Source organism: Novosphingobium sp. CCH12-A3 (assembly GCF_001556015.1).
GTDB classification, from domain to species: Bacteria; Pseudomonadota; Alphaproteobacteria; order Sphingomonadales; family Sphingomonadaceae; genus Novosphingobium; species Novosphingobium subterraneum.
Map to the genome: position 1 here is coordinate 1 of NZ_LSIA01000173.1, position 25104 is coordinate 25104.

Below are 25104 nucleotides of genomic sequence, written 5' to 3' on the forward strand. Positions count from 1 at the left end.
CAAATCCGCTAAAACCCACGCATTCCCAAAGGCTTCAGAGTTTTTCACGGGCGACCTGCTAGACACGGGTCGGAAACGCATCTCGCACTTGCAGCACGGATGGCGCCGCGCAGGGCGCGATTCGCAATTTTGCTGTGGCCGGTGCGATGGAACGATCGAGACTTCGAGAGAGACTGTCCTTGTCGTCGACCAATCGCTTTGTATTTGCCCTGCCTACCGTTGTTGCCTCGGCGCTGGCGCTCTCGGCTTGCGGCTCCGCCGATGCCCAGAAGGAAAAGCCAACGCCGGTCGTCGGCGTCATGGTGGCAAGAGCCGAGCCGGTCGAACTCACGACCGAACTATCCGGGCGTACGGAAGCATCGGAGATTGCCGAAGTGCGACCGCAGGTGGCGGGGCTCGTTACCGCTCGGCTATTCCAGGAAGGCTCGTTCGTGCGGGCCGGCCAGCCGCTCTACCAGATCGATTCCCGGCTCTACGCCGCTAGCCAGGCTCAGGCCTCAGCCTCGTTGGCTGCGGCGCAGGCTACCGTCGAGGCCAACCGCCTCAAGGCCGAACGCTTTGCATTGCTTGCCCAACAGGGCGGTGTAAGCAAGCAGGAAGCAGCAGACGCACGCGCAGCCTACAATCAGTCACGCGCGGCAGTTGGGCAGGCGCGGGCAGCGCTTTCGTCGGCACAGGTCAATCTTGGCTTCACCCGCGTCACCTCGCCGATCAGCGGGCGCATTGGCATTTCGATGGTGACGAAGGGGGCTCTGGTGACGAATGCCCAGGCTACGCCCATGGCCAAAGTGCAGCGGCTCGATCCGATGTACGTCAACATCAAGCAGTCGGGGGCAGACTTCATCGCGCTGCGTCGTGCGATCGAAAGCGGCAAGCTCGTTGCCGGCGCGGCCCCGGTGACCGTGATCCTGCCCGACGGCAGCACCTATCCGGTTGCGGGCAAGCTCAATCCCGCCGACATCGACGTCGATCCCGAAACCGGTACAATCACCGTGCGCGCGGTCGTGCCCAATCCCAAAGGCGATCTGCTGCCCGGCCTGTTCGTCCGGGCCCGCGTCGGTCAGGGAACGGTGCCGAACGGCATACTCGTGCCCCAGGCCGCCGTCAGTCGCGATCCGCGTGGGCGGGCCAGTGTGCTTGTCGCGAATGCCAAGGACGAACTCGAAAAGCGCGACGTGATCGCCGACAATCCGGTGGGACAGAACTGGCTCGTCACATCAGGACTGAAGCCAGGCGACAGGGTAGTCGTCGAGGGGCTGATCAATGCGCGCGAGGGACAGAAGGTCAAGGTGGTTCCGGCGGGTTCGAAGCCGAAACCCGAAGGGGCAGCGGGCTCTGGCGCGAGCGGCGGGAACTGATCGCGGATGATTTCCCGTTTCTTCGCATACCGACCGATCTTCGCGTGGGTACTGGCCATCGTCATCATGGCGGCCGGCCTGCTGGCGCTGCGCACCATGGGGGTGGAGCAATATCCCGATATCGCGCCGCCCACGGTCTCGATCAACGCGACTTATGGCGGCGCCGATGCCTCGACGGTTGAAAACTCGGTCACCCAGGTGCTCGAGCAGCAGCTCAAGGGCCTCGACGGGATGCTCTACTTCAGCTCGACCTCGTCGAACGGGTCTGCCAGCATCACAGTCACGTTCGACAAGGGTACCGATCCCGATACCGCGCAGGTTCAGGTCCAGAACGCGATCTCGCGTGCGGTCAGCCGCCTGCCGGCCGTGGTCCAGCAGCAGGGCGTCAACGTCAACAAGGCGCAGTCCGATCAGCTCATGGTCGTGTCGATCTACGACAAGACGGGCCGCGCGACGAACTCCGACATCTCCGACTACCTGACCACGCACTTTCAGGATCCGATCTCGCGCGTGGAGGGCGTTGGCAGCACCAACATCTTCGGCGGATCCTTTGCCATGCGGGTCTGGCTTGATCCCTTGCGGCTGGCGGCGGTGCAACTGATGCCCTCGGACGTGACGGCTGCGTTGCAGGCCCAGAACACGCAAGTTGCAGCGGGCGAGATCGGCGCCAATCCTGCGCCCGAAGGCCAGCGGCTCAACGCCACGGTCACTGCACGCTCGCGCCTTGAGACGCCTGACCAGTTCAGGAACGTGGTCGTGAAGACCAATGTCGATGGCTCGGTGGTCAAGCTCAAGGACGTCGCCCGGGTGGAACTGGGCGAGGAAAGCTACGGTGCGCTTAGCCGGTTCAACGGTATGCCGGCCACCGGCCTGTCGATCAGCCTTGCCTCGGGCGCCAATGCCACCCGCACGGCCGATCTGGTCAAGGCCAAGGTTGAGGAACTCTCCGCCGATCTGCCCGAAGGCTATGCCGTTGCCTATCCGCGTGACAGCTCGATCTTCGTGAAGCTTTCGATCGAGGAAGTGGTCTGGTCCCTCTTCGAAGCCATTGCGCTGGTCGTGGTGGTGATGTTCGTGTTCCTGCAGAACTGGCGCGCCACGCTGATCCCGGCGATTGCCGTTCCGGTCGTTCTGCTGGGCACCTTCGGCGTGCTCTTCCTGTTTGGCTATACTATCAACACGTTGACGATGTTCGGCGTAGTTCTTGCCATCGGCCTGCTGGTGGATGACGCCATCGTTGTGGTCGAGAATGTCGAACGCGTGATGCACGAGGAGAAGCTTGGTCCGCTCGAGGCCACCGTCAAGTCGATGGAGGAGATCACCTCGGCGCTGATCGGGATCACGCTGGTCCTCACGGCTGTCTTCGTGCCGATGGCGTTCTTCGGGGGGTCGACCGGCGCCATCTACCGTCAGTTCTCCGTCACGATCGTTTCAGCCATGACGCTTTCGGTGCTCGTCGCGCTGGTGTTCACGCCTGCACTGTGCGCCACGCTGCTGAAGCCCGTGGCAGATCATGAAAAGCCCAAAGGCCGGTTCTTCCGCGCGTTCAATTCGGGTTATTCCGGTCTTGAAGAGCGTTATCGCAATCGGTTGGCCCGGATCGTGGGGCGCCCCCGCGCCTGGATGATCGCCTTCATCGGCATCACCATCGCCATGGTCGCGCTCTATGTGCAGCTGCCAACCAGCTTCCTGCCCGACGAGGATCAGGGCAATATCTCGATCAGCTACCAATTGCCGGTGGGTTCGACCACGGAACAGACCCGCGCAGTCGCAACGGGCATATCGGATTACATTCGCAAGAGCGAGGCCGACAACATCAAGGCAGTCTTTGTCGTGATGGGGCGTGGGCAGTCGGGATCGGCGCAGAATGCGGGGCAAGGTTTCATCCTGCTCAAGGATTGGTCCGAGCGGAAGGGTGCGGACCGGTCCGCATCGGCCATAGCCGAACGCCTGAACGCCCATTTCCGTTCATCGCGCGAAGCGCAGATCTTCATACTCAATCCACCACCGATCCGCGGGCTGGGCAGCTCGTCGGGCTTTGAAATGTGGTTGCAGGATGCGTCCGGCGCGGGCCGCGAAGCGCTTACCGCTGCACGCCGACAGCTGACCAAGCTGGCTGGCGAGGACTCGCGCATGGCGCAAGTCAGGTTCAGCGGTCTGGAAGACACGCCGCAACTGAAGGTGGACATCGACGACGATGCGCTCACTGCCTTCCAGATCGCGCCTGCCAGCGCCAATTCGACGCTGTCGATCGCCTGGGGCGGCCTCTACGTGAACGACTTCGTCGATCGCGGCAGGGTCAAGCGTGTCTACGTGCAGGGCGATGCGCCCTATCGCGCCAAGCCGGCAGATCTTGGCCAGTGGTTCGTGCGCAGTGCCAACGGCGAGATGGCGCCATTCTCGGCCTTTGCATCGACCCGGTGGACGCAAGGACCGGTGCGCCTGGACCGCTTCAACGGCATCGCCGCGCAACAGCTTCAGGGAAGCGGGGCGCCGGGCGTGAGCTCGGGCGATGCGATGACGATCATGGAAGAGAACGTCGGCAAGCTCGAAGGAAACTTCACACCCGCATGGAGCGGCCTGTCCTATCAGGAGCGCGCGGCATCGAGCCAGTCGGGCCTTCTCTATGCGGCTTCGATCTTCTTCATCTTCCTGTGTCTTGCCGCGTTGTACGAAAGCTGGTCGGTGCCGGTAGCGGTGCTGCTGGTGATCCCGCTTGGGATCGTCGGCGCGGTGCTGGCGGTTACGCTGCGCGGGTTCGACAACGACATCTACTTCCAGGTGGCGCTGCTGACGACGATCGGCCTGTCTGCCAAGAACGCGATCCTCATCGTGGAGTTCGCCGAGTTCGCCATGGCGCGCGGGGCAAGCGCGATCGACGCCGCGCTTGAAGGGGCGCGCCTGCGGTTGCGCCCGATCATCATGACCAGCGTGGCCTTCATCGCCGGTGTCATTCCGCTGGCGTTCGCAGATGGTGCGGGCGCCAACGGGCGGCAGGCGATCGGTACTGGCGTGATGGGCGGTATGATCTCGGCAACAGTGCTGGCGATCTTCCTGGTGCCGGTGTTCTTCGTCGTGGTGAAGGGCTGGGTAGACCGCCGCAAGAACAAGCGGCCGCCTCTTGCTGCAGGAGAAACGGCATGAAGCGGCAGATCGCATTCGCGGCCCTGCCAGTGCTCGCGCTGAGCGCATGCAATTTCGCGCCAAGGTACGTGCGGCCCACGCCGCCGGTGCCGCAGTCCTTGCCCCAAGGCGGCGTCTACCCGGCATTGGCCGGAAGCGAGACTGCCGTCGATGCGCTGGGCTGGCGGGAATTCTTCGTAGATCCACGCCTGCAGCAGGTCATCGCCACGGCTCTTGCCGAGAACCGGAACCTGCGTGCCACTCTGGCCAACGTCGAACGGGCGAGGGCGCTCTATCGCGTGGACCGTGCGGCACTGTTCCCTATTGTCAACGCCACTGGCACGCTATCGGCGGTGCAGGGAACGGCGGGCCGGGTAACCGACAATTTCCTCGTCCAAGCCGGAACGAGCGCCTACGAGATCGACTTGTGGGGACGCTTGCGCAATCAGAGCCGCAGCTCGCTCGAGACCTATCTCGCCACTGACGAAGGCCGCAAGGCGACTCAGATCGCACTGGTCGCCGAGGCGGCGAGCGCATGGCTGTCCTACGCGGCGACAGCCGACGCCTTGCGCATTGCCGAGGAAACCGTCGCTTCCCGGCGCAGCACGCTCGAGGTGAACGTGCGGCGTGAAGCCAACGGCATCGGCACCAGGCTCGAAGTCGCCACGGCGACGACCGCGCTAAACAGCGCCGAGGCGGCCGTAGCAGACTTTCGCACCAGCCTTGCCCAGGCGCGCAATGCGCTCGACCTTATCGTGGGCAAGCCGCTCACCGATGACCTTCTGCCGACAACCCTGGGGGCGGGCGATCAAATACGCGATGCCTTGCCGGTCGGACTTTCATCGGAAGTCCTACTGCGCCGCCCCGACGTGCTTGCGGCCGAGCATGATCTCAAGGCGACTTATGCGGACATCGGCGCAGCCCGCGCTGCTTTCTTCCCTACCCTCTCGCTCACGGGCCTGTTCGGCTTTGCCAGTGCCGGGCTCACCAACATCTTCAACAGCGGAGAATTTCAGAAGACGGTGAACGGCTCGCTCCGGCAGCGCATCTTCGATGGTGGCGCTACGGCCAATAACCTTGCTGCGGCAAAGGCCTCGCGCGATGCAGCGCTGGCCACCTACGAACGCACCATCCAGACCGCGTTTCGCGAAGTGGCCGATGCCTTGGCCCGGCGCGGGACGATTGACGAGAGCATCCGTGCCCAGTCGTCGCTCGAGGCCAATGCGGCGACTGCCTATCGCATCAGCCAGTCGCGCTTTGACGCGGGCGTCGCCAATTACCTCGAACCGCTTGACGCCCAGCGGACGCTCTACAGCGCTCGCCAGTCGTTGATATCGGCGCGGCTGACCAAGGCGGCGAACATGGTCGAACTCTACCGCGCGCTGGGTGGGGGACTGGTGGAAGTCACAAGGAAGTGATCGCCTCGCGAAAAGCGGGTTGCCAGATTTAACCATGCGCTTAAATGGTTCGAGCCACATCGGGAGAGAACCATGGAAGCCCCACGTTATTCGCTCGCAGGCCGCGTTGCGCTGATTACCGGGGCGTCATCGGGGCTTGGTGCACGCTTTGCCCGCCTCTACGCAGCCGCCGGCGCGTCGGTGGTCATCGGCGCGCGCAGGGTTGAGCGCGTGGCTGCCCTTGCCGACGAGATCAACGGCCAAGGCGGCAAGGCGCTGGCCGTTGCTCTTGACGTGACCGACGAATCCTCGATCATCGCGGCCTTCGATGCGGCCGAATCCAGTGTCGGAGTGCCCGATGTCGTCGTCGCCAACGCCGGCATCGTCGAGGCGGGACGCTCGATCGACCTTCCTGCCGACGCGATGCGCCGGGTCGTCGATACCAACTTCAATGGCGTCTACCTGACAGCACGCGAAGGGGCGCGAAGGATGATCGCGGCCGGATCGAAGCAGTCCGAGAAAGGGCGCATCATACTGACCGGATCAATCACCGCGCAGATGACCGCGCAGGGCGACAGCGCCTATGCGGCCACGAAGCTCGCCGTGCAGCACCTCGGCCGCCAGTTCGCCCGCGAATGGGCGCGGCTGGGAATCAACGTCAACGTGATCCAGCCCGGCTACATCCGCACCGAGATCGATGGTGAATGGTTCGATAGCGAAGGCGGCAAGGCGCAGATCGCATCCTGGCCGAGGAAGCGGCTGACCGAGATTTCGGCGCTGGACGACATGATGCTGTTCTTTGCCTCCGACGCTTCGCGGCAGGTCACGGGCACGTTCATTTCGGTCGACGACGGCCAGTCGCTCTGATGCTCAGGCGCTGACCGCCGGCCTCAGCCAACGAGGCCGACCAGCAGGTCCTTGGTGAGGACTTGCGGCAGCTGTTGCGGCTCTCCGCCCCCGTTGGGATACCACAGGTACAGAGGTACGCCTGCCGCGCCCTGCCTTGCAAGGAAGCGCGTGATTTCCGGATCGCGCCGCGTCCAGTCTGCGCGCATCACCACCACACCGCGGATGCGGAAGGCTGCATCGGTCGCGTCGGTCTGGATGGCGACCTTCTCGTTGACCTTGCAGGACAGGCACCAATCGGCGGTGAAATAGAGGAAAACCGGCAGGTTGTTGCGGCGTGCCTCGGCAAGGGCAGCCTCGGAAAACGGTTGTGAACCGAGCAGGTCTTCCTCGACGATTGCCATGGGTGCCGGTGGTGGAAGCCCCACCACTCCGCCGATCATGATCAGCGCACTGACTGCGGCGAGCACTCCAACCGGCCTGCTCTTGCGCTGCGTGATCCCGATGGCGGCCAATGCTGCCAGAAGGATTACAGCGATTGCCACGGCGGCGGCCGCGTACTGCGCACCCCCGATCCGCCAGGTGAGCCAACCCAGGCCGAGTGCAGTCAGCGCCATGGGCACCGCCATGATGCGGCGGAAGCGCTCCATCCACTTGCCAGGCTTGGGCAAGAGGCGGCGCAGGGCAGGAACGAAGCCCAGCAGCAGGAACGGCAGCGCAAGACCGAGGCCAAGCGCCGCAAATACGCCGAGCGCTGCCCATGTCGGCAGGACCAGCGCCGCGCCCATCGCTGCGGCCATGAATGGCCCGGTGCAGGGCGTGGCGACGAAAGCGGCAAGTAGGCCGGTGCCGAATGCTCCCGAATGGCCTGCACCGCGTTCGACCGAAAGGCCGGGAAGCTCATAGAGGCCAGCAAAGTTGGCAGTGATCGCCACGGCCAGCAGCAGCAGCACCGCGACCACGCCCGGCTCCTGTAGCTGAAAGGCCCAGCCGACCTGTTCGCCACCCGCGCGCAGGGCCAGCATCACGCCGCCGAGCAGCAGGCAGGCCAGCACCACGCCTGCCGTATAGGCCAGGCTTTCGCTGCGCGCATTCTGCGAGTTGCCTCGGGCAAGCGCGAGGGCCTTGAGACTGAGAATGGGAAACACGCAGGGCATGACGTTGAGGATCAGGCCGCCGAGGAATGCGCCGAACAAGGCGAACGCCAGCGTCGATGCGGTGAAGGCCCCTTCGCCGCCGACTTCATCACCCCCCGTTGGCACGGCTCCCGGGGCCGAAGCGAACGCGATGCCGCCTGCATCCTTGCCCATCGCCAGCACGCCTTCGATCCTTTCGGACGGAGAGGGTGACTTGGCCAGCGGGACTTCCACCACCAGCGTATCGCCGTTGCGGAAAAAGCGCTGCGCGGCTGCATAGTCGATGACGCGCTCGGTCTTCAGGAAAAGATGGGGTGCATCGAGCGGCGCCGAGGCGGGAAAGGGCAAGGCAAGGCGCAGGGTCTTGCTGGTCAGCGTGAACGTGCCTGGACGGTCGAGCGGGGCAGGCATCGCTGCGCGCCAGCCCTCGAAGCGCTTGTCCGCCGGGCCACTTCCAACAGTAATCGTGCCCTGCAGTTCGGCGCGTTCGGGCACGCAGATCTCATTGGTGCAGACCAGCCATTGCGCCTTGACCGAGATCGGCAGGATCGTGCCCGGCTTTGCATCGGCGGGCAGTTTGAGCGGCACCAGCACGGCATAGTCGTGCTCGTACACGTGGTTCATCAGTCCCTGGATGACCAGGGTCTGCGGCACCGGAAATTCCATCGCTCCGGTGCTTGCGCCCTTGGGCAGGGTCCAGTCGAGCGTCAGTCCATAGCCGGCATCACCCGGGTTCGACCAATAGCCGTGCCACCCCTTTTCGGGCTGCATCAGCAGGGCAAGGGTGACCGTGCCGCCGGGCTGCGCCGGACCTTCGGCAATCAGGCTGGCGCGCATGTGGTTGGGTGCTGCTTGCGCGGGCGCGAAGACCATCAGCAATAGCGCTGTCACAAACATCGCTATTGTGCGCAAGGTCTTGATCCCGGCCAGTTCGCGTATCGGCATCACGGCGTTACCGGTTCCATCTGGCCCCTTGAACGGGAGCGCTTGGCGGGCCATGCGTAGCGCTCTTGGGCGTCCTACGGCTGGCCTTCCTTCGAGTCCAGTGTACGTGCCCACAGGAGTATGTTTCGCGTGAAAGCCCTTATCCGTTACGCCGCAGTTCTGCTGGCATGCGCTGCCCCGATCCTTCCCCTTGCAGCGCAGGAGGTATCGCCCGCGGTCAGCCAGCAGGTCCCGGCAGGCGCGCCCAAGCTGCTTGTCGCGATTTCCATCGACCAGTTCTCCGCCGACATCTTCGCGCAGTATCGCCAGCACTTTACCGGTGGCTTCGTGCGGCTGACTCAAGGCGCGGTATTCCCGGCGGGCTACCAGAGCCACGCCGCAACCGAGACCTGCCCCGGCCACTCGACGATCCTGACCGGCAACCGCCCGGCCCACACCGGCATCATCGCCAACTCGTGGATCGACCAGACCGTCACCACGGGTTCCAAGGTCGTCTATTGCGCCGAGGACGTATCGAAGCGCACGGCGGGATCGCGGGACTACGTCGCCTCGCCCGTGCATCTGCTGGTGCCGACGCTGGGCGAGTGGATGAAGAAGGCCAACCCCGCGGCCCGCAACATTGCTGTCTCGGGCAAGGATCGCGGCGCGCTGATGATGGGCGGGCACGAGATCGACCAGGTCTACTGGTGGAAGGGCAAGCAGTTCGTCACGCTTGCCGGGCGTCAGCTGGGCCCGACGGCGGTCGCGCAGAATGCCGAAATTGATCGTCTGCTGGCCAAGGGCGCGGGTGAGTTTCCGCTGCCGGCCTATTGTCGCCGCGCCGATCGCGCCGTGCAGGCCGGTGACGTCTCTGTCGGCAATGGCCACTTCGCGCTGAAGGCCGGTGAGCCTGACCAGTTCCGCGTTTCGCCCCGTCTCGATCGCGCCACGCTCGACCTCGCGGTCAAGCTGGTGGACGAACAGAAGCTGGGCCGTAACACCGTGCCCGATCTCCTCGCCGTCAGCCTATCGGCCACCGACTATGTCGGCCACGCCACCGGCACCGAGGGCGCGGAGATGTGCATCCAGTTGACCCAGCTTGACCTGGCGCTCGGCGATTTCTTCGCCAGCCTCGACAAGCGCGGGATCGACTATGCCGTGGTGCTGACTGCCGATCACGGCGGGTTCGACATTCCCGAACGCCTTCACGAGCAGGGCCTTGAAAAGACCTCTCGCGTCGGCCCGGAAGTTTCGGCCGAGGCGCTGTCGGCTACCCTCGGCAAGCGCTACGGGCTCGAGCCCAAGGGCCTGATCCTTTCGGATGGCCCCGCGGGCGACTACTGGCTGCGCAAGGACCTCGACGCCGGGCTCAAGGGCAAGATCATCGACGACGCCAGCGCGATCCTGATGACCAGCCCCTTCGTCGAGAAGGTGCTCTCGGCCGCGGAAATCGCCGCGACACCGATGCCGCACGGCTCGCCCGAAACCTGGACCCTGGCCGAACGCGCGCGCGCCTCGTACAATCCGCTGCATTCGGGGGACTTCGTGGTGATGCTCAAGCGGGGCGTCGTCGCCATTCCGCAGGCGCGCAAGGGCTATGTGGCCACCCACGGCAGCCCATGGGACTACGACCGCCGCGTGCCGATCCTGTTCTGGCGCAAGGGGATGACCGGTTTCGAACAGCCGAGCGGCGTGGAAACGGTGGACATCGCCCCCTCACTTGCGGCACTGATCGGCCTCAAGATCCCCCAAGGTGCATTTGACGGACGCTGCCTCGATCTCGATGGTGGCGTCGGCAATACATGTGGAGTGATCAAGTGAACGAGTCGCAGGCAGACGTCGTTATTCTGGGTGGTGGTCTGGTGGGCATGACGCTCGCCATCGGCCTCGCCAAGGCGGGAATCACCTCCCACGTGGTCGACAATTCCGACCCTGCGGCGCAGACCGCCGAAGGATTCGATGGCCGTGCCTCGGCGATCTCGACTGCCAGCTGGAACCTCTACACCAACCTCGGCATGGCCGAGGAACTGGCACCCAAAGGCTGCCCGATCGAATCCATCGCGGTGACCGACGGTATGAAACCGGGCCGGATCGACTTCAAGCCGGGCGAGGGGGACGGCTCATTGGGCCGCATGTACGCCAACCGCGATCTGCGCATTGCGATGTACGGCGTGGCCGCGCGCGAAGAGGCGATCACCTTCCACCCCAACAGCCACGTCGTGGCCCGCGAACGCGGCGAACACGGCGTTTCGGTCACGCTCGCCGATGGTCGCGTGCTCAAGGGGCGGCTCATGGTCGCAGCCGAAGGGCGCAAGAGCCCGACGCGCGATGAAGCCGGGTTCACGCCCGCCAAGTGGGACTACGGCCACCGTGCGATCATCGCTGGGCTGACGCACGAGAAGCCGCACGGCAACGTCGCGTGGGAAGTGTTCTACCCGGCGGGCCCCTTCGCGCTGCTGCCGCTGCTCGATGAACATGGCAAGCACCGTTCGGCGCTGGTCTGGACCGTGGCCGAGAAGGACGCCGCCGCCGTGCTGGCCATGCCCGAGGCGATGTTCCTGGGTGAAGTGGTGAGCCGGATGCACGGTATCTTCGGCAAGATCGAGCTGGCCAGCCCACGCTCATCCTATCCGCTCAACTTCCACCACACCGCGCGGATCGTCGAGGACCGGCTGGCGCTGGTCGGCGATGCCGCGCACGGCATGCACCCGATCGCGGGGCAGGGCCTCAACGTCGGCCTGCGCGACGTGGCGGCGCTGGTCGAAGTGCTGTCAGACGGCGTCCGCCTCGGCCTCGACGTGGGCGATGCCCAACTCCTCGCCCGCTACGAGCGCTGGCGCGCAGCCGATACTTTCATGGTCGCCACGGCGACGGACGTCCTCACCCGCCTGTTCGGCATCCCCGGCAAGCTCCCCTCGGCAGTCCGCCGCCTCGGCATGGCCGGCGTGCAGCGCGCGGTGCCGCTGAAGCGCTGGTTCATGGACGAAGCGCGCGGCATGAGCGGCGATCTGCCCAAGCTGCTGCGGGCGGCGTGATGTTGGCGGCGTTGCGCCGCGGATGACCACCTAACCGTCGCCCCGTGCTCGACACGGGGCTTGGCTTTTCTTTCCAGCCCAGCGCTGAACAAGAAAAGCCAAGTCCCGGATCAAGTCCGGGACGACGGGTTTTGGGAACTCACCGCTGAGGCCTGAATGGCTGGAATGGGGTGGTTTTCTGCTGTTGCAGAGCGCGAAACACTAAAGCAAAACGCATTGAATGCACCGCCCCTTCAAAGCCATGCCATGCCTGCTGTCTCTCGGATTAGTCCTCGGGTGTAACAATGACACAACCGCGGCGAGCGACACCCCGCTACAAGCTGCTCTTGGGAATTATCCGGGGGGATGCAGCAAGCCGATGGCACCGTTTCGGACGCCCGCGGATGGCTTGGACCATCATGCCACCGTCTTCGCCGTTAAATTGCTGCGAGATAATCGCGTTTTGCTGAACGGCGATGAGATTGAGGAATCCAAGCTACGTGCCGTTGCGAGTGAGGTAAATGACCTCTTACCGCCTCCGTATCTGGTGCTTGAGGTGGAGTCAGGAACTCCGTGCAGATTTGTTGTTGAGCACCGCACTAAACTTGAAGAGACTGCTTTGTGTAAATCAGGTCACTGCGCAGAGGGGGCTGATCCAACCAGTTGGCCGATCAGGATGGGGGCACAGTCTTAAGGACTGAACCATAATCATGTCCGCAACGCCATTGTGTCTGGAACGGCAGGTTCTGGTTTGAATATCGGAACAGCGGACTCAGCTACCCTACCTATACCGTCCCAGATCAAACCTCCGGCGTAGACCCCGCCGGCGGCAGCGGCGGCACGGCAGGCGATGCGCTCGCCGTCGACTCCGGCGCAACCGTCTGCGCTGGCGCAGCAACCGGTTGCGCGCCCATCAGCGCTGCCGCTTCCAGCTGATCCAGCGCGCGCTGCGTCGCCATGTAATCACGGGCGCGCACCAGCCAGTCGGCGGCGGCGTCGTGGCCGGGCATCTTTTCGACTTCGGCGGCGGCGGCTTCGATCTTGCCGCCGGCGAGGAAGGCGCGGGTGCGTTGCAGGCGGCTTTCCGGCGCGGGCGAGGGGGAATCGTCGTGGCGGATCACGAAGAGGTCCGAAAGCTGGCGGCCAAGCCAGTCGAGCGTGCCTTCATCCGCCTTGCCGCCGACCAGTTCGGGCGCGAGGAGTTCGAACTGTTCGCCAAGCTGGGCGAGCGTCACTGGCGCGGCGCCTGCGGCAATCACGCGGTCCACCGCCGCGCCCTGCGTCGTGCCGAAGCGGGCGCGCAGTTGCGCCTCAATCCAGCCCAAGGGTTGTCCGCGTTCCAATGCGCGACGCGCGGCGAAGGCCAGCAGCAGCGATTCCGCGTGGGTGGCATTGCCCGAGGCGGCGATCGCCTGCTGGTTAAGCTCCGCCAGCCGCTGTTCGAGCATGGCGATCCTGGCGGCGGTACTGTCAATTTGCGCGTCGATCTGGGCCTGTGCTGCCGCAGTCTGGGCGGCAGACGGGCCGGGGGCAGGCTCGGTGCTGGGCGAAGTAACCAGCTGCGGGATGCCAGAGCTGTCCATCCGCACATCGATCAGGCCATTGCGCCAGCCGAGCCAGGCGGCACCCGCAGCGCCTGCCAGCAGGCACCCGGCGACCAGCGCGGCGATGCCACGGCCGCCTATGCCGCTCCTTCGCGGGCTTTGCCCCCGCGTGCTGTAAACCAGATCCTCCATGCGTTTTCGCTTGTCCTGTCGCCCCGATGTCACACTGTCTGGCACATCCGCGCGCCGAGTTCCAGAACCTCCTTGTCGGTCCTGCCGGCAGCCACTGCGACTGTGCCCCAGCCATTGCCAGCGAGTTCCGCTATGCGTGGGGCCAAGCTGGCAAGATGGAGACTTTTCTTGGAGATTCCAAGTCTTTCGCATTCCTGCGCGAAATGGCGGGCCGCTTCGCCGGAGTGCAGAAGCACCACCGCACCGCGATTCAGGGCGGTTTGGAGCGCTGCCGGAACTGCCCTTTTCCGGGACGCGTAAGTTACAACCGTGACGATTCGCACGTCCTCGGGCGGGGACAGCTTCACCCGATCTTCACCGGCGATTCGGATGTATTTCCCCGGCGGCAGTGTCATCACCACTGGCTGCAATCCGCCTTCGCCAACGCGGGAGACCACGAACCCGACAGAACGTGCCGCCGCTGCCGTCGTCTCGCCTACCGCAATCACCGGCACATCGGAGAAGTGCGCCAGACCCGCCCCGCCATGCCGGAACACATTGGCGCTGCCGGCAAGGATCGCATCGAAATGCTCGTCGGGCGCGTCCCAGTCGACTGCCTCGATCTCGAACAGGGGGGCGCTGACAGGTTCCAACCCCATCTCGCGCGCTGCCGCGCAAGTTGCCGAATTCCCCGGCTCGGGCCGGATCACCACCAGCGGCAGCGGTTCAGCGCTGCTCATTCGCCGGAAAAGTGTACCGTTACCGACTCCGGCGCTTGCGACAGCAGACGATGCGCGAGACGGCGTGGGCCTTCGCTGTCAGCAGGCGCGAAGGTCTCGCTGGCTTCGATCCGCTCGGCACCATCGGGGCTGTAGATCGCTGCGCGCACTGTCAGCGAGCTCTCGTGATGCGTGGTCAGCACTGCAATCGGGCTGTGGCAATTGCCGCCCAGTGCCGCCAGCAAGGCGCGTTCGGCCAGCACCGCCTCGTGCGTCGGTCGGTCGTCGATAGCAGAAAGCCAGCCGCGCACGTCATCGCTCGCCACCAGGCATTCGATGCCGATCGCACCCTGCGCCGGGGCCGGGAGCCATTCGAATTCCGACAGCGGCGTGCCGACACCCGTCTCGCCCAGGCGCTGCAGGCCCGCGGCGGCAAGCAATGTCACGTCCGCCTCGTCAGCCTGCAGCTTGGCGAGGCGCGTGGCGACATTGCCGCGAAAGCCGACGATCTTGAGGTCCGGCCGGGCATGGAGCATCTGCGCGGCCCTGCGCGGTGCGCTGGTGCCGACGCGCGCTCCGGGCGGAATGGCATGGATGGAGGCCGCACCAACCAGCACGTCGCGCACGTCGGCACGGGGAAGAACGGCGGCGATGCAGAATTGTTCAGGCCGGGTCGTCTCGACGTCCTTCATCGAGTGAACGGCAAAGTCGATCTCGCCTTCGAACAGCCAGGCGTCGAGCTCCTTGGTCCACAGCGCCTTGCCGCCGATCTCGGCGAGCGGGCGGTCAAGGATCTTGTCGCCACTGGCGGTGACGGGGACGATCTCCACCATGCTTTCGTCCCATCCGTGGGCGGCGCAAAGCCTGTCGCGGGTCTCTTCGGCCTGCGCCATGGCAAGCGGGGAGCGGCGGGTTCCGAGCCTCAGCGGGCGTTCAGGTGCCAAGGGCGTAGATGATGTGTTCATGCACTGCTTGCCGTAACGGGGATTATCATTAGAGGAAAGCGCCAGATGGCCCTGATCCTTGGCATAGAATCCAGTTGCGATGAAACCGCCGCCGCGGTGATCGACGGCAATGGCACGACGCTGGCCGCGCGCATCGTCGCGCAACGCATTGCTTCGCAAGACGAAGCGCACCGCCCTTACGGCGGCGTCGTCCCCGAAATCGCGGCGCGCGCGCATGTCGAAGTGCTGGGGCCGATGGTCGAGGCAGTGCTCGCCGATGCGGGCATGACGCTGAACGATGTCGATGCGATCGCGGCAACCGCAGGCCCCGGCCTGATCGGCGGCGTCATGGTTGGGCTGGTCACCGCAAAGGCACTGGCCATGGCGGCCGACAAGCCGCTGGTGGCAGTGAATCACCTCGAAGGCCACGCGCTGTCGCCGCGCCTTGCCGATCCCGCTCTGCAATACCCTTATCTGCTGCTGCTGGTTTCGGGCGGGCACTGCCAGATCCTCGAAGTGGCAGGCGTTGGCCAGTATCGCCGCCTTGCCACTACCATCGACGACGCACTGGGCGAAGCTTTCGACAAGACCGCGAAGATCCTCGGGCTTGGTTATCCCGGTGGCCCTGCGGTCGAGCGGCTGGCGCGCGAGGGCAACCCCAAGGCCGTGCCCCTGCCGCGCCCCCTTGTCGGCAGCGGTGAGCCGCACTTCTCGTTCGCCGGGCTCAAGAGCGCAGTGATGCGGGCCAAGGATGCCGGCATCCACGCCGATGCCGACATCGCCGCCTCGTTCCAGCAGGCCGCGCTCGATTGCGTGGTGGACCGGACGCGGATCGCTCTTGGCGCTGCTTCATCGGGGATGACCGCGCTGGTCGTGGCAGGTGGAGTCGCCGCCAACGCCGCCCTGCGCGCCGCGCTCGAAGCGCTTGCCGCCGAACACGGCCTCCCGCTGGTCGCCCCGCCACCGAAACTGTGTACAGACAATGCCGCCATGATCGGCTGGGCTGGCGCTGAGCGCTTCGCTCTGGGATATACCGACCCGCTCGACGTGGCCGCGCGCCCGCGCTGGCCGCTCGACGACAATGCCGCCCCGGTGCGCGGCGCAGGGGTGAAGGCATGACCGCTGGTATAGGTGTCGTAGGCGCAGGCGCATGGGGCACCGCGCTCGCCCAGATGCTGGCAAGCGATGGCCGCGAAGTCCTGCTTTGGGCGCGCGAGGCGGAACTGGTCGATGAGATCAATGCCAAGCGCACGAACAGCCTGTTCCTGCCCTCGGCGCAGCTCGCGCCTGCGATCCGCGCGACGAGCGACCTTGGCGAGATGGCAGCACTGCCGGTTTTGCTGATGGTTACGCCAGCGCAGTTCTTGGCCGGTGTGCTCGGTGCGATGGGCAGAAAGGACGGCGACGTCGTGCTCTGCTCGAAGGGCATCGAAGCGGGCACCGGCCGCCTCATGGCCGAGGTTGCCCGTGATGCGGCATCGGGTGCCGAGATTGCTGTCCTGTCAGGCCCGACCTTTGCGCACGAGGTGGCAGCAGGACTGCCCACTGCCGTCACGCTCGCCTGTGAGGGCGGCGAAACGCAATGGCAGCGGCTTTCGCCGGTGATCGCCCGCCCGACCTTCCGGCCCTATTATTCCGACGACGTGGCAGGCGCCGAAATCGGCGGCGCGGTGAAGAACGTCCTCGCCATTGCCTGCGGCGTGGTCGATGGCCTCGGCCTCGGTCAGAACGCCCGTGCGGCGCTGATCAGCCGCGGCTTTGCCGAGATGCAGCGCTTTGGCCTCGCGTTGGGTGCGCGGGCGGAAACCCTTTCGGGTCTTTCCGGTCTGGGAGACCTCGTTCTGACCTGCTCGTCCACTTCCAGCCGCAACTTTTCGCTGGGAAAGGCGCTGGGCGAGGGAGCCAGCGCAACCGATGTGCTCGGCGCAAGGAACTCGGTGGCCGAGGGTGCCTTTACCGCGCCGGTCCTCGCCGATATCGCCCGCAGCCGCGGCATTTCCATGCCCATCGTCGAGGCGGTGGTGACGCTCCTCGAGGGTGCAGCCCCGGCGCGGGACGTGGTCGCAGGATTGCTGTCGCGCCCGCTCAAGGCGGAAACAGTCCTTGTCTGAAGCCAGGGCCCCGCAACAGGATATCGCCGCGCTGGCCAAGGGCGGGCGGACGAATTTCCTTGGCTTCCTGCTGCGTCTGCTCGCGCGCATCCCGTTCCTCTTCATTGCCAGCCGCCTTTACGGGGCGCCCGCCATGGGGCGTTTCGCCTCGGCCCTGGTGATGGTCGAATTCGCCGGGATGCTGGCGACATTGGGCCAGAAACGCGGCCTCGCCCAGCGCCTTGCCGAGAATGACGAGCACCCCGCCAACGTGGTGGGCGATGCGGTGCTGCTGGCAATGTCGCTGGCGCTCGGCATGGGAGCGCTTATCTACCTGTTCCCACAATCGATGTACCCCAGCGGCAACTTCACGTTGGCCGACCGTCTGCTGGTACTCTCGATTCCCGGCCTCGCGCTTGGCGATCTTGCGCTTGCGGCGCTTGCCTACCGCTTCGACGTGGCGACAACGGTTCGCGCCCGTTCCGTGGTCGAGCCGTGGACGATCTCCATCGCGGCAGGTGCGTTCTACTTCATCTGGCCGAGTTCCGGCCTCAGCCTTGCCTATCTCGCCTCGGTCTGGGCAGCGACCGGCGTTGCCGTCTTCGTCCTGCTGCGCACTTACGGCTTGCCGCGCGCGTGGAAGCCGCGTCCCGGCCCGCTGTGGCAGATCGCTCGCCGCAACATCCCGCTTGCCGGGGCGGACGCCGTGGAATGGGGCACGCGCAAGCTCGACGTATTCATCCTGCGCTTTTTCGTGGGCGAGGCGCCGGTCGGCATCTACTACTTCGCGCAGCAGATCGCCTCGCTGCCGCAAAAGCTCAAGACCAGCTTCGAACCGGTGCTCGGCCCGGTCATCACGCGCAGTGTCAAGGACAAGGACTACGCGGCAATCGCCAAGCAGGTCTGCCAGGTCGGCTTCTGGATCGGCGCGGCGCAGATCGGCATCGCACTGGCATTGGGCATTCCGGGCGAGGGGCTGATGGGGCTGGGCGGTCCGGCCTTCGTTTCTGGCACGGCGGCGCTGGTGTTCCTGCTGGTAGCAGAAGTGGTCGCGTCCAAGGCCGTGGTGAGCGAAGCGGCGCTGGTCTACCTCGCGCGCATGCGCAACCTGTGGATCAGCTTGGCCACGATTGCGCTGCAAGCGGTGCTGACCATCGTCTTGATTCTCGTCGCCGAGCAGGTGACGCCGGGGCCGATGTACGTCGCCGCTGCCGCTTCGCTGGCTCTGGCGATCTCGCTTGGCCTCTCTTCGGCGGTCAAGTCGCGGGTGCTGACCCGTATTCTCGGCCATTCGATCAGCAACTGGCGCTGGGGCCTCGCCTGGGCGATCGTTCCGGCCATTGCGGTCGGTGTGGCAATGACCTGGGCACCCGAATGGGCTGAACTGGCCGTTGGAATTCCGGCAATTCTCGGTATTTACTGCTACATGTTGTGGGTCCGCGCGTTCGGGCCCGAGGACCGCGTGCTGTTCCGCAAGCAGCAACCGGCCTGAGATCGTCGCTGAGATTTTCGCGTAAGGGGTCATGCAGATGCTGCAATCGCTCGAAGCCAACCAGATTCTGCTGGCGGGCATCGTTCTTCTCGTCGCGTTCGTGGTGTGGTGGGTGTGGGGTCGCGCCAGGCCAGCCCCAAAGCGGCGCGAATACACCGACGTCCTCTCGGATGGCGCCGAAAAGGCCGCCCGCAACATGGCCCTGATCGATGCGCCAAGCGCTGCTGCCCTCGTGACGCCGCCTCCGGGCGTTGGCACCATGGCCGGGATCGGCGAAGTCGTCGCCGCTGCTGCTGCCGAGGAAGTGGTCGAGGCGGCGCCTTTTTCTGCTCCTGCCCCTACTCCGCAGGGCGGCGATGACCTCGGCCGCATCAAGGGCGTTGGCCCCAAGCTCAAGGCCCTGCTCGCCTCGCTTGGCGTCACCAGCTATGCCCAGATCGCAGCGTGGACAGATGAGGACATCGCGAAGATCGACGGCCAGCTTGGCACTTTCGCCGGCCGCGCCACGCGCGATAACTGGGTGGAGCAGGCCAAGCTTCTCGCCAGCGGCGATACCGCCGCCTACGAAGCCAGGTTCGGCAAGGTCTGACCTATTCGGCGATCTGCGCCGGAGCGACAGGCTCCGGTGCGGCAACCGGCGCAGAGCGGCGGCACTTCATGACAAGATCGCGCACCGGCGCTCCGGCCGCAACCTTGATCATCCCCGCCCCCGGTAGCGTGCCGTTGTAGGACCCGCCAAGCACCTTGGTCCGGCTGTCGTCGGCCGAGATCGTCCCCTGCCAGATATAGCCGCGCTGCCCCGGCACCGATGTCGCATCCACGGGCAGCCGCATGATCCCATCGCTCCCGACCAGCGCGAACAGCGCCTGCGCCCCCACTGGTGCGGCAGCATGGCGCGTCACGGTCAGCACGCCTTCGCGGCAGGAAACTGATACCAACGGCGTCTCCCCGGGATGCCCATAGCGCACCGAAAGCCCATCCGAACCCGCAGCCCACGACGCTTGCGAATCTCCATCACGCACCCCCGGCAAGGCCTCGCCCTCAGGCATTGCCATGCGCACCGCACCATCCGGCGCCCCCTCACGCGCGGGCATCGCGGGCGATTTCGAGCAAGCAGCAAGGGCGAGGGCGGCAATGGCTACGATCAGATTCTTCACGACAGTATCAGGCGGCCCGCTTCTGGACGGTTAATTCAAGCCCAAGCACCGACAGGACCGCCACAAGAGTTTCAAGCGTGGGGTTACCGTCTTCCGAAAGAGATTTGTAGAGGGCTTGACGTCCCAGTCCGGTTTTCCGGGCTATTTCGCTCATGCCCTTTGAGCGAGCAATGTTGCCCAGCGCCCCGGCGATATGCTTGGGGTCATTCCCTTCCATCGCCGCCTCAAGATAGAAAAGGATGTCCTCTTCGGTTTCGAGGTAGTTGGCGGGATCAAATGGGCGAAGCTCCATTGGTGCGCTCGATCTCTTCCTTCAGCCGCCTTGCATGGGCAATGTCGGCATCCTGCGTGCGCTTGTCGCCTCCGCAAAGCAGAATGACAAGCTCTTTGCCCCGCTGGAAGAAATACACCCGGTAGCCCGGTCCATAGTCGACGCGAAGTTCGTGAACGCCGCCCTTCAAGGACTTGCTGTCACCAAAGTTCCCGTCTGCCTAGCGTTCGAGACGAACCACGATCCTTGCCCGCGCTCGCCGGTCCCGCAAGGAGCCGAGCCAATCCGAGAAGTCGGGCGTTTCCGACAGCTGAAAGGCCTGTCCTTTATAGGGGACATTTGCTCGCGGGTCAACGGATTGAGTCAAGGCCATCTCCTTCGAGAGAATGCCTAGCCCATTGCATTGTTAAGGTCGGGTCTCACTTTTGACCATTTTGGAGGCAGGCGACATCACGGGGGCGCGTGCTCTCACTTCCCCCACTTCGTCTTCTGACTCTTGCCGTACCGCGTCTTGCGCGTCCCCGGCTTGCCCTCGTTGCTCCGCCCGACAATCGGTGCCTTGCGCTCACCCTCCGGCAGGCCAAGCTCCGACGCTTCCAACTGCCTGATCTCGTCGCGCAGGCGTCCGGCCAGTTCGAACTCCAGATCCGCCGCCGCGGCCCGCATCTTCTTCTCCAGTTCCTCGATGTAGCCGCGCAGGTTGTGGCCGACGAGGTTGTTGGCGCCGTCGGCGTCAATGTCGACCAGCACGCCATCGCGGCTTGCCGTGTCGGCAACGATATCGTGGATATTGCGCTTGATCGTCTGCGGAGTGATGCCGTGTTCTTCGTTATAGGCCTGCTGCTTGGCGCGGCGGCGGTCGGTTTCGGCGATCGCGCGCTCCATGCTGCCGGTCATGCGGTCGGCATACAGGATCACCCGGCCATCCACGTTGCGCGCGGCGCGGCCGATGGTCTGGATCAGCGAGGTTTCGCTGCGCAGGAAGCCTTCCTTGTCGGCATCGAGAATGCAGACGAGGCCGCATTCGGGAATATCCAGGCCCTCGCGCAGCAGGTTGATGCCCACGAGCACGTCATAGACGCCCAGCCGCAAGTCGCGGATCAGCTCGATGCGCTCCAGCGTCTCCACGTCGGAGTGCATGTAGCGGACTTTCAGCCCTGCCTCGTGCATGAACTCTGTCAAGTCCTCGGCCATGCGCTTGGTCAGGGTGGTGACGAGCGTGCGATAGCCTTGCTGGGCGGTCAGCTTGCACTCGTTGATGCAGTCCTGCACCTGGTCCTCGACGGGGCGGATCAGCACTGGCGGGTCGATCAGGCCAGTGGGGCGGATGACCTGCTCGGCAAACACGCCGCCTGCCTGCTCCATTTCCCATTGCGCTGGCGTGGCCGAAACCGCGATCGTCTGCGGGCGCATCGCGTCCCACTCGTTGAAGCGCAAGGGCCGGTTGTCGATGCAACTGGGCAGGCGGAAACCATACTCCGCCAGCGTCAGCTTGCGACGGTGGTCCCCGCGCGCCATCGCGCCGATCTGCGGCACGGTCTGGTGGCTTTCATCGAGGAACAGCAGGCAGTTGTCGGGCAGGTATTCGAACAGCGTCGGCGGAGGCTCGCCTGGCAGGCGGCCGGTCAGAAAGCGGCTGTAGTTCTCGATCCCTGCACACGAACCGGTGGCAGCGATCATTTCCAGATCGAAATTGGTCCTCTGCTCAAGCCGCTGCGCTTCGAGCAGCTTGCCTTCCTCGACCAGCTCCTTGAGTCGCTCGGTCAGTTCGAAGCGGATAGCCTGCGCCGCCTGCTGCATCGTCGGCCCCGGCGTCACGTAATGCGAGTTCGCATAGACGCGCACGTTGTTCAGCTTCGCGCCGCTCTTCCCGGTCAGCGGATCAAACTCGACGATCTCCTCCACCTCGTCGCCGAAGAAGCTGATCCGCCACGCGGTATCGTCATAATGCGAAGGGAAGATCTCAAGATTGTCGCCGCGCACGCGGAAGTTGCCGCGCGCAAAGCCGGCATCGTTACGCTTGTACTGCAGCGCCACCAGCTTGCGGATGATCTCGCCGCTGTCGACCGTCTGCCCGACCTTCAGGTCGAAGATCATCGCCGAGTACGTCTCGACCGAGCCGATGCCGTAGATGCACGAAACCGAAGCCACGATGATCACGTCATCGCGTTCAAGCAAGGACCGCGTGGCCGAATGGCGCATCCGGTCAATCGCCTCGTTGGTCGAGCTTTCCTTCTCGATATAGGTGTCCGAACGGGGCACGTAGGCCTCGGGCTGGTAATAGTCGTAGTATGAGACGAAGTACTCGACCGCGTTTTCCGGGAAGAAGCTCTTCATCTCGCCATAGAGCTGGGCGGCGAGGATCTTGTTGGGCGCCAGGATCAGGGCGGGGCGCTGCAGTTCCTCGATGACCTTGGCCATGGTGAAGGTCTTGCCCGAACCGGTGACGCCAAGCAGCACCTGCGTCTGGTCGCCATCGCGCGCGGCAGCGACAAGGTCTGCAATCGCGGTGGGCTGGTCGCCGGCAGGCTGGTAGTCGGACACTACCTTGAAACGCTTGCCGCCTTCCACCTTGTCGGGGCGCTGCGGCTTGTGCGGCACAAAAGTGCCCGAGGTGTCGGGCTCTTCGAGTCCCCTGCGAATAACGAGTTCGGCCATCGCCCGAATATGGGGAACAAACCGCGCCCATACAACCGTGCCCGGAAGAGTCTCTGGCAGGGTGACGCGGCGCACTGGCGCTTTTCCGGCAGGGTGTTAGCCTGCGTGCCGGAACGAGAGAGGACGAGACCCGATGCGTGCTGCAATTGCCCTGATCCCGCTTGCCCTGCTTGCCGCCTGCAACGATGCCGGCACCGTCGACAAGAAGAACGCCAGCACTGCCGAGGTGGCCAAGTCCGTGGCCGATGCGGGCATGAAGCTCAATCCCGGTCGCTGGGAATTGACCATGCAGTTCAAGAAGTTCGAGGTGGAAGACATGCCGCCCGAGGCCAGGGCCATGATGCAGAAGATGCTCGGCGAGACCAGGACCTTCGCCTCCTGCCTGACCAAGGAAGAGGCCGAAAAGCCCGATGGCAAGTTCTTCGGCCAGCAGGGCGAGGACTGCAAGTACGACACGTTCACCATGGGGAACGGCAAGATCGACGCCACCATGACCTGCAAGGGCACGGGCGAGGATGCCGGCAACATGGCAAAGATGACCCTCGCCGGAACCTACAGCCCCGACACTTACGACATGACCATGGACATGAACGGCACTGCCCCCAACGGCAAGGCCATGGTCATGCAAATGGCTCTCACCTCAAAGCACAAGGGCGAATGCAAGGGTGACGAGCAGGGCTGACCGCTCGACCGGCATGGCGGGTAATTACGCTGTCGCGCGCAGGTGCTCGGCGATCCACCATGCCACGAAACTGCAGTATGAAGGCCAGCACGTCAGCCCGATTCGCGCATCCTGCGTCGCGATCTCGGGCCTGTTCCAATCGTCTCGCTCGACTGCATAAATCCGCTTGTCCTGCTTCCAGTAGACGTACCAACGCCCTTGCGGGTCGGCATAGTCCGACCGGTCCTCGCTCCCGGCAATGGCAATGAAATTCGGATGCAGGTCGAACTCGCCGACCAGCAACTCCGTCCAGCCCTTCAATGTGGTCGCCGAACCGGGCAGCGGGTCGCACAGGGAGATGTGGGTGCTGCCATTGGGAATGCAGTCCATCCGGTAGGCGCGCATGAGATCCAGCGATGCCGGGTCATTGCTCCATCCGAGCGCGGCCAACTCGCCGGAAACCTTGCTACGCGCTTTCGCCGGACGGCGGGCATCCGTGGGATAGTCCTCAAACTGCGGCATGCCCGCCAAGGCGGAATCGATGAACCTGCGCGCCTCGGCCGCGTCGACAATCACGCCGCTTTGCACATCCTGATGCGGCACAGGCGCCGCGCTGACATTGAGATAACCATCCGGCTCCCGCGTTGTCCGCGCTTGTGAACCCACTACGTCGGTCGCAGGCCAGCTATGCCTATAGGTTCCCTCCCACCCGATCCGCTTCAGTACGGCGGCGAAGATGAAGTCGATGATCAGGTCGTTGTCGCGATAGCCCGCCAGAAGGTCAGTATCGACCGTGCGCTTTGCCCGTCCGGTGAACATTGCCTCGTGCGCCGTGAACATCTCGGTTGTCGAGGCAAATCCGCCGGTCAGCGCCTTCACGTGAAACCCGAACTCCTCCAGCCGGTATCGCGGGTGCCGCTTGCGGGTCCATGCATCGCAAGCCGCACTCCATGCCCCCATGTCGAACGGCGCATCGTCAAGACAGCGGTCTAGCAAGGTGTTGATGAACCACGGCTCGTAGCAGTGCTCTTTTCCGCCCTCGGTGGAAAAGACTTCGTCCGTGCTCTCCAGCAGACAGGCCGCCGCCTTGGCATTTTCGATGCCGTCATAGGCCCTTGCCGGTTGGCCATGCTCGGCCATTGCCCGCAACAGCCGCCGGTGCCGTTCCAGCGATTGGCGCATGTAGCTCTCGGCCCGGTCCAGATCCCCTTGACCCCAGTAGAGATTGGCGAGCTGGAAGCAGTCCTTAACCTGACTACCAAGGTTCCACAGAGCCAGATGCAACGGCCCATCGACAAGCTGCTGCTCGACGAACGCCAGAAAGTTGACGCCGCCAAAAGCGTCTTTGGGCGCCTCCAGCTGGTCGTGCTTCACCGTCAACAGATAGTCGATGCGGCTCTGGCTAGGTGCCGGAGGCCGCTTGCGCCGGAAAAGATCGAAAAGCCCCATGGGGCGAGATTAATCGTATCGCCACTCGGCTGCAATGCAGGCGCAAGCTACGTCCGCAGGCTCAGAAATCAATCGCGATCCCGTTCTTTTCCCAGTCGCCGAAGCGTGTGGGATCAAGGCCATCGGGATCGTCGCCGCGCTCAATAGCCT

At 64.7% G+C, this 25104-nt stretch carries 20 protein-coding genes and 1 pseudogene; 11 read left to right on the plus strand and 10 right to left on the minus strand.

Going from position 1 to position 25104, the window contains the following annotated elements; all coding sequences use genetic code 11:
- Positions 1–179: 179 nt before the first annotated feature.
- The 4 genes from AX703_RS13655 to AX703_RS13670 all read left to right on the plus strand — a co-directional run bounded on the left by AX703_RS13655 (position 180) and on the right by AX703_RS13670 (position 6745).
- Positions 180–1358 carry an efflux RND transporter periplasmic adaptor subunit gene (locus AX703_RS13655; protein ID WP_231735537.1) on the plus strand — a complete coding sequence of 393 codons (1179 nt, stop codon included), beginning with the start codon at positions 180–182 and terminating at the stop codon, positions 1356–1358.
- Between the two features lie 6 nt (positions 1359–1364).
- The gene (locus tag AX703_RS13660; protein WP_039336285.1) at positions 1365–4502 is read left to right on the plus strand and encodes an efflux RND transporter permease subunit; all 3138 of its coding nucleotides are present in this window, start codon (positions 1365–1367) and stop codon (positions 4500–4502) included.
- Entirely contained in the window at positions 4499–5899 is a 1401-nt protein-coding gene (locus AX703_RS13665; protein WP_062344811.1) for an efflux transporter outer membrane subunit, read from the plus strand. Before AX703_RS13660 ends, AX703_RS13665 begins: the two co-directional genes overlap by 4 nt.
- A 72-nt stretch (positions 5900–5971) precedes the next feature.
- On the plus strand, positions 5972–6745 hold the full coding sequence (locus tag AX703_RS13670; protein WP_062344813.1) for an SDR family NAD(P)-dependent oxidoreductase: 774 nt from the start codon (positions 5972–5974) through the stop codon (positions 6743–6745).
- Between the two features lie 23 nt (positions 6746–6768).
- Here the strand turns inward: AX703_RS13670 and AX703_RS13675 are convergent, their stop codons facing one another.
- On the minus strand, positions 6769–8859 hold the full coding sequence (locus AX703_RS13675) for a protein-disulfide reductase DsbD (protein WP_231735538.1): 2091 nt from the start codon (positions 8857–8859) through the stop codon (positions 6769–6771).
- Between the two features lie 66 nt (positions 8860–8925).
- On the opposite strand from AX703_RS13675, the gene AX703_RS13680 reads away from it, so the two are divergent.
- Both AX703_RS13680 and AX703_RS13685 read left to right on the plus strand, forming a co-directional pair.
- Positions 8926–10605 (plus strand): alkaline phosphatase family protein, encoded by a 1680-nt coding sequence (locus AX703_RS13680; RefSeq protein ID WP_062344817.1) that lies wholly within the window; start codon positions 8926–8928, stop codon positions 10603–10605.
- The gene (locus tag AX703_RS13685) at positions 10587–11819 is read left to right on the plus strand and encodes a UbiH/UbiF/VisC/COQ6 family ubiquinone biosynthesis hydroxylase (protein WP_197423718.1); all 1233 of its coding nucleotides are present in this window, start codon (positions 10587–10589) and stop codon (positions 11817–11819) included. The genes AX703_RS13680 and AX703_RS13685 overlap by 19 nt, the downstream gene beginning before the upstream one ends.
- A gap of 779 nt (positions 11820–12598) precedes the next feature.
- Here AX703_RS13685 and AX703_RS13690 read toward each other — a convergent pair.
- Genes AX703_RS13690 through hemC form a run of 3 tightly spaced genes read right to left on the minus strand, consistent with a single transcriptional unit; the run spans position 12599 to position 15197 of the window.
- Positions 12599–13534 carry a hypothetical protein gene (locus tag AX703_RS13690; RefSeq protein ID WP_062344821.1) on the minus strand — a complete coding sequence of 312 codons (936 nt, stop codon included), beginning with the start codon at positions 13532–13534 and terminating at the stop codon, positions 12599–12601.
- A gap of 29 nt (positions 13535–13563) precedes the next feature.
- A complete protein-coding gene (locus AX703_RS13695) occupies positions 13564–14253 on the minus strand; it encodes a uroporphyrinogen-III synthase (protein ID WP_062344823.1) in 690 nt (229 codons plus the stop codon).
- A complete protein-coding gene (hemC, locus tag AX703_RS13700) occupies positions 14250–15197 on the minus strand; it encodes a hydroxymethylbilane synthase (protein ID WP_082734584.1) in 948 nt (315 codons plus the stop codon). The genes AX703_RS13695 and hemC overlap by 4 nt, the downstream gene beginning before the upstream one ends.
- Before the next feature lie 45 nt (positions 15198–15242).
- On the opposite strand from hemC, the gene tsaD reads away from it, so the two are divergent.
- Genes tsaD through AX703_RS13720 form a run of 4 tightly spaced genes read left to right on the plus strand, consistent with a single transcriptional unit; the run spans position 15243 to position 19347 of the window.
- A complete protein-coding gene (gene tsaD / locus AX703_RS13705; protein WP_062344827.1) occupies positions 15243–16295 on the plus strand; it encodes a tRNA (adenosine(37)-N6)-threonylcarbamoyltransferase complex transferase subunit TsaD in 1053 nt (350 codons plus the stop codon).
- A complete protein-coding gene (locus tag AX703_RS13710) occupies positions 16292–17287 on the plus strand; it encodes an NAD(P)H-dependent glycerol-3-phosphate dehydrogenase (RefSeq protein WP_062344828.1) in 996 nt (331 codons plus the stop codon). The genes tsaD and AX703_RS13710 overlap by 4 nt, the downstream gene beginning before the upstream one ends.
- Positions 17280–18758, plus strand: coding sequence for a lipopolysaccharide biosynthesis protein (locus AX703_RS13715; RefSeq protein WP_062344830.1), 1479 nt, complete (start codon positions 17280–17282; stop codon positions 18756–18758). Before AX703_RS13710 ends, AX703_RS13715 begins: the two co-directional genes overlap by 8 nt.
- Before the next feature lie 31 nt (positions 18759–18789).
- A complete protein-coding gene (locus AX703_RS13720; RefSeq protein ID WP_369821021.1) occupies positions 18790–19347 on the plus strand; it encodes a hypothetical protein in 558 nt (185 codons plus the stop codon).
- 1 nt (position 19348) lies between these two features.
- Here AX703_RS13720 and AX703_RS13725 read toward each other — a convergent pair whose 3' ends face one another.
- From AX703_RS13725 to uvrB, 4 genes and pseudogenes are all read right to left on the minus strand, one after another.
- Entirely contained in the window at positions 19349–19915 is a 567-nt protein-coding gene (locus AX703_RS13725; protein WP_052242573.1) for a hypothetical protein, read from the minus strand.
- A 7-nt stretch (positions 19916–19922) separates the two neighbouring features.
- A complete protein-coding gene (locus tag AX703_RS13730; protein WP_062344832.1) occupies positions 19923–20207 on the minus strand; it encodes an addiction module antidote protein in 285 nt (94 codons plus the stop codon).
- Positions 20188–20391, minus strand: a pseudogene (locus AX703_RS28910) (type II toxin-antitoxin system RelE/ParE family toxin); the annotation flags it as partial. The gene AX703_RS13730 and the pseudogene AX703_RS28910, both read right to left, overlap by 20 nt.
- Positions 20392–20654: 263 nt before the next feature.
- Positions 20655–22844, minus strand: a complete 2190-nt coding sequence (gene uvrB, locus AX703_RS13740; protein WP_039336256.1) for an excinuclease ABC subunit UvrB — start codon at positions 22842–22844, stop codon at positions 20655–20657.
- 133 nt (positions 22845–22977) lie between these two features.
- On the opposite strand from uvrB, the gene AX703_RS13745 reads away from it, so the two are divergent.
- Positions 22978–23526 carry a DUF3617 domain-containing protein gene (locus tag AX703_RS13745; RefSeq protein WP_062344834.1) on the plus strand — a complete coding sequence of 183 codons (549 nt, stop codon included), beginning with the start codon at positions 22978–22980 and terminating at the stop codon, positions 23524–23526.
- A 24-nt stretch (positions 23527–23550) separates the two neighbouring features.
- Here the strand turns inward: AX703_RS13745 and AX703_RS13750 are convergent, their stop codons facing one another.
- The gene (locus tag AX703_RS13750; protein ID WP_062344835.1) at positions 23551–24954 is read right to left on the minus strand and encodes a tetratricopeptide repeat protein; all 1404 of its coding nucleotides are present in this window, start codon (positions 24952–24954) and stop codon (positions 23551–23553) included.
- Positions 24955–25015: 61 nt separating this feature from the next.
- Positions 25016–25099, minus strand: a complete 84-nt coding sequence (locus tag AX703_RS28915; protein ID WP_369821022.1) for a DUF1674 domain-containing protein — start codon at positions 25097–25099, stop codon at positions 25016–25018.
- Positions 25100–25104: the final 5 nt, after the last annotated feature.

What these genes read in the sequence shown, in the direction of transcription:
- AX703_RS13690 (WP_062344821.1), bottom strand. Translation starts at nt 13,534, where the DNA reads ATGGAGGATCTGGTTTACAGCACGCGGGGGCAAAGCCCGCGAAGGAGC.
- AX703_RS13730 (WP_062344832.1), bottom strand. Translation starts at nt 20,207, where the DNA reads ATGGAGCTTCGCCCATTTGATCCCGCCAACTACCTCGAAACCGAAGAG.
- AX703_RS13685 (WP_197423718.1), top strand. Translation starts at nt 10,587, where the DNA reads ATGTGGAGTGATCAAGTGAACGAGTCGCAGGCAGACGTCGTTATTCTG.
- AX703_RS13710 (WP_062344828.1), top strand. Translation starts at nt 16,292, where the DNA reads ATGACCGCTGGTATAGGTGTCGTAGGCGCAGGCGCATGGGGCACCGCG.
- hemC (WP_082734584.1), bottom strand. Translation starts at nt 15,197, where the DNA reads ATGAACACATCATCTACGCCCTTGGCACCTGAACGCCCGCTGAGGCTC.
- AX703_RS13720 (WP_369821021.1), top strand. Translation starts at nt 18,790, where the DNA reads ATGCAGATGCTGCAATCGCTCGAAGCCAACCAGATTCTGCTGGCGGGC.
- AX703_RS13670 (WP_062344813.1), top strand. Translation starts at nt 5,972, where the DNA reads ATGGAAGCCCCACGTTATTCGCTCGCAGGCCGCGTTGCGCTGATTACC.
- AX703_RS13745 (WP_062344834.1), top strand. Translation starts at nt 22,978, where the DNA reads ATGCGTGCTGCAATTGCCCTGATCCCGCTTGCCCTGCTTGCCGCCTGC.
- tsaD (WP_062344827.1), top strand. Translation starts at nt 15,243, where the DNA reads ATGGCCCTGATCCTTGGCATAGAATCCAGTTGCGATGAAACCGCCGCC.
- AX703_RS13660 (WP_039336285.1), top strand. Translation starts at nt 1,365, where the DNA reads ATGATTTCCCGTTTCTTCGCATACCGACCGATCTTCGCGTGGGTACTG.
- AX703_RS13680 (WP_062344817.1), top strand. Translation starts at nt 8,926, where the DNA reads ATGTTTCGCGTGAAAGCCCTTATCCGTTACGCCGCAGTTCTGCTGGCA.
- AX703_RS13665 (WP_062344811.1), top strand. Translation starts at nt 4,499, where the DNA reads ATGAAGCGGCAGATCGCATTCGCGGCCCTGCCAGTGCTCGCGCTGAGC.
- AX703_RS13750 (WP_062344835.1), bottom strand. Translation starts at nt 24,954, where the DNA reads ATGGGGCTTTTCGATCTTTTCCGGCGCAAGCGGCCTCCGGCACCTAGC.
- AX703_RS13675 (WP_231735538.1), bottom strand. Translation starts at nt 8,859, where the DNA reads ATGGCCCGCCAAGCGCTCCCGTTCAAGGGGCCAGATGGAACCGGTAAC.
- AX703_RS13695 (WP_062344823.1), bottom strand. Translation starts at nt 14,253, where the DNA reads ATGAGCAGCGCTGAACCGCTGCCGCTGGTGGTGATCCGGCCCGAGCCG.
- uvrB (WP_039336256.1), bottom strand. Translation starts at nt 22,844, where the DNA reads ATGGCCGAACTCGTTATTCGCAGGGGACTCGAAGAGCCCGACACCTCG.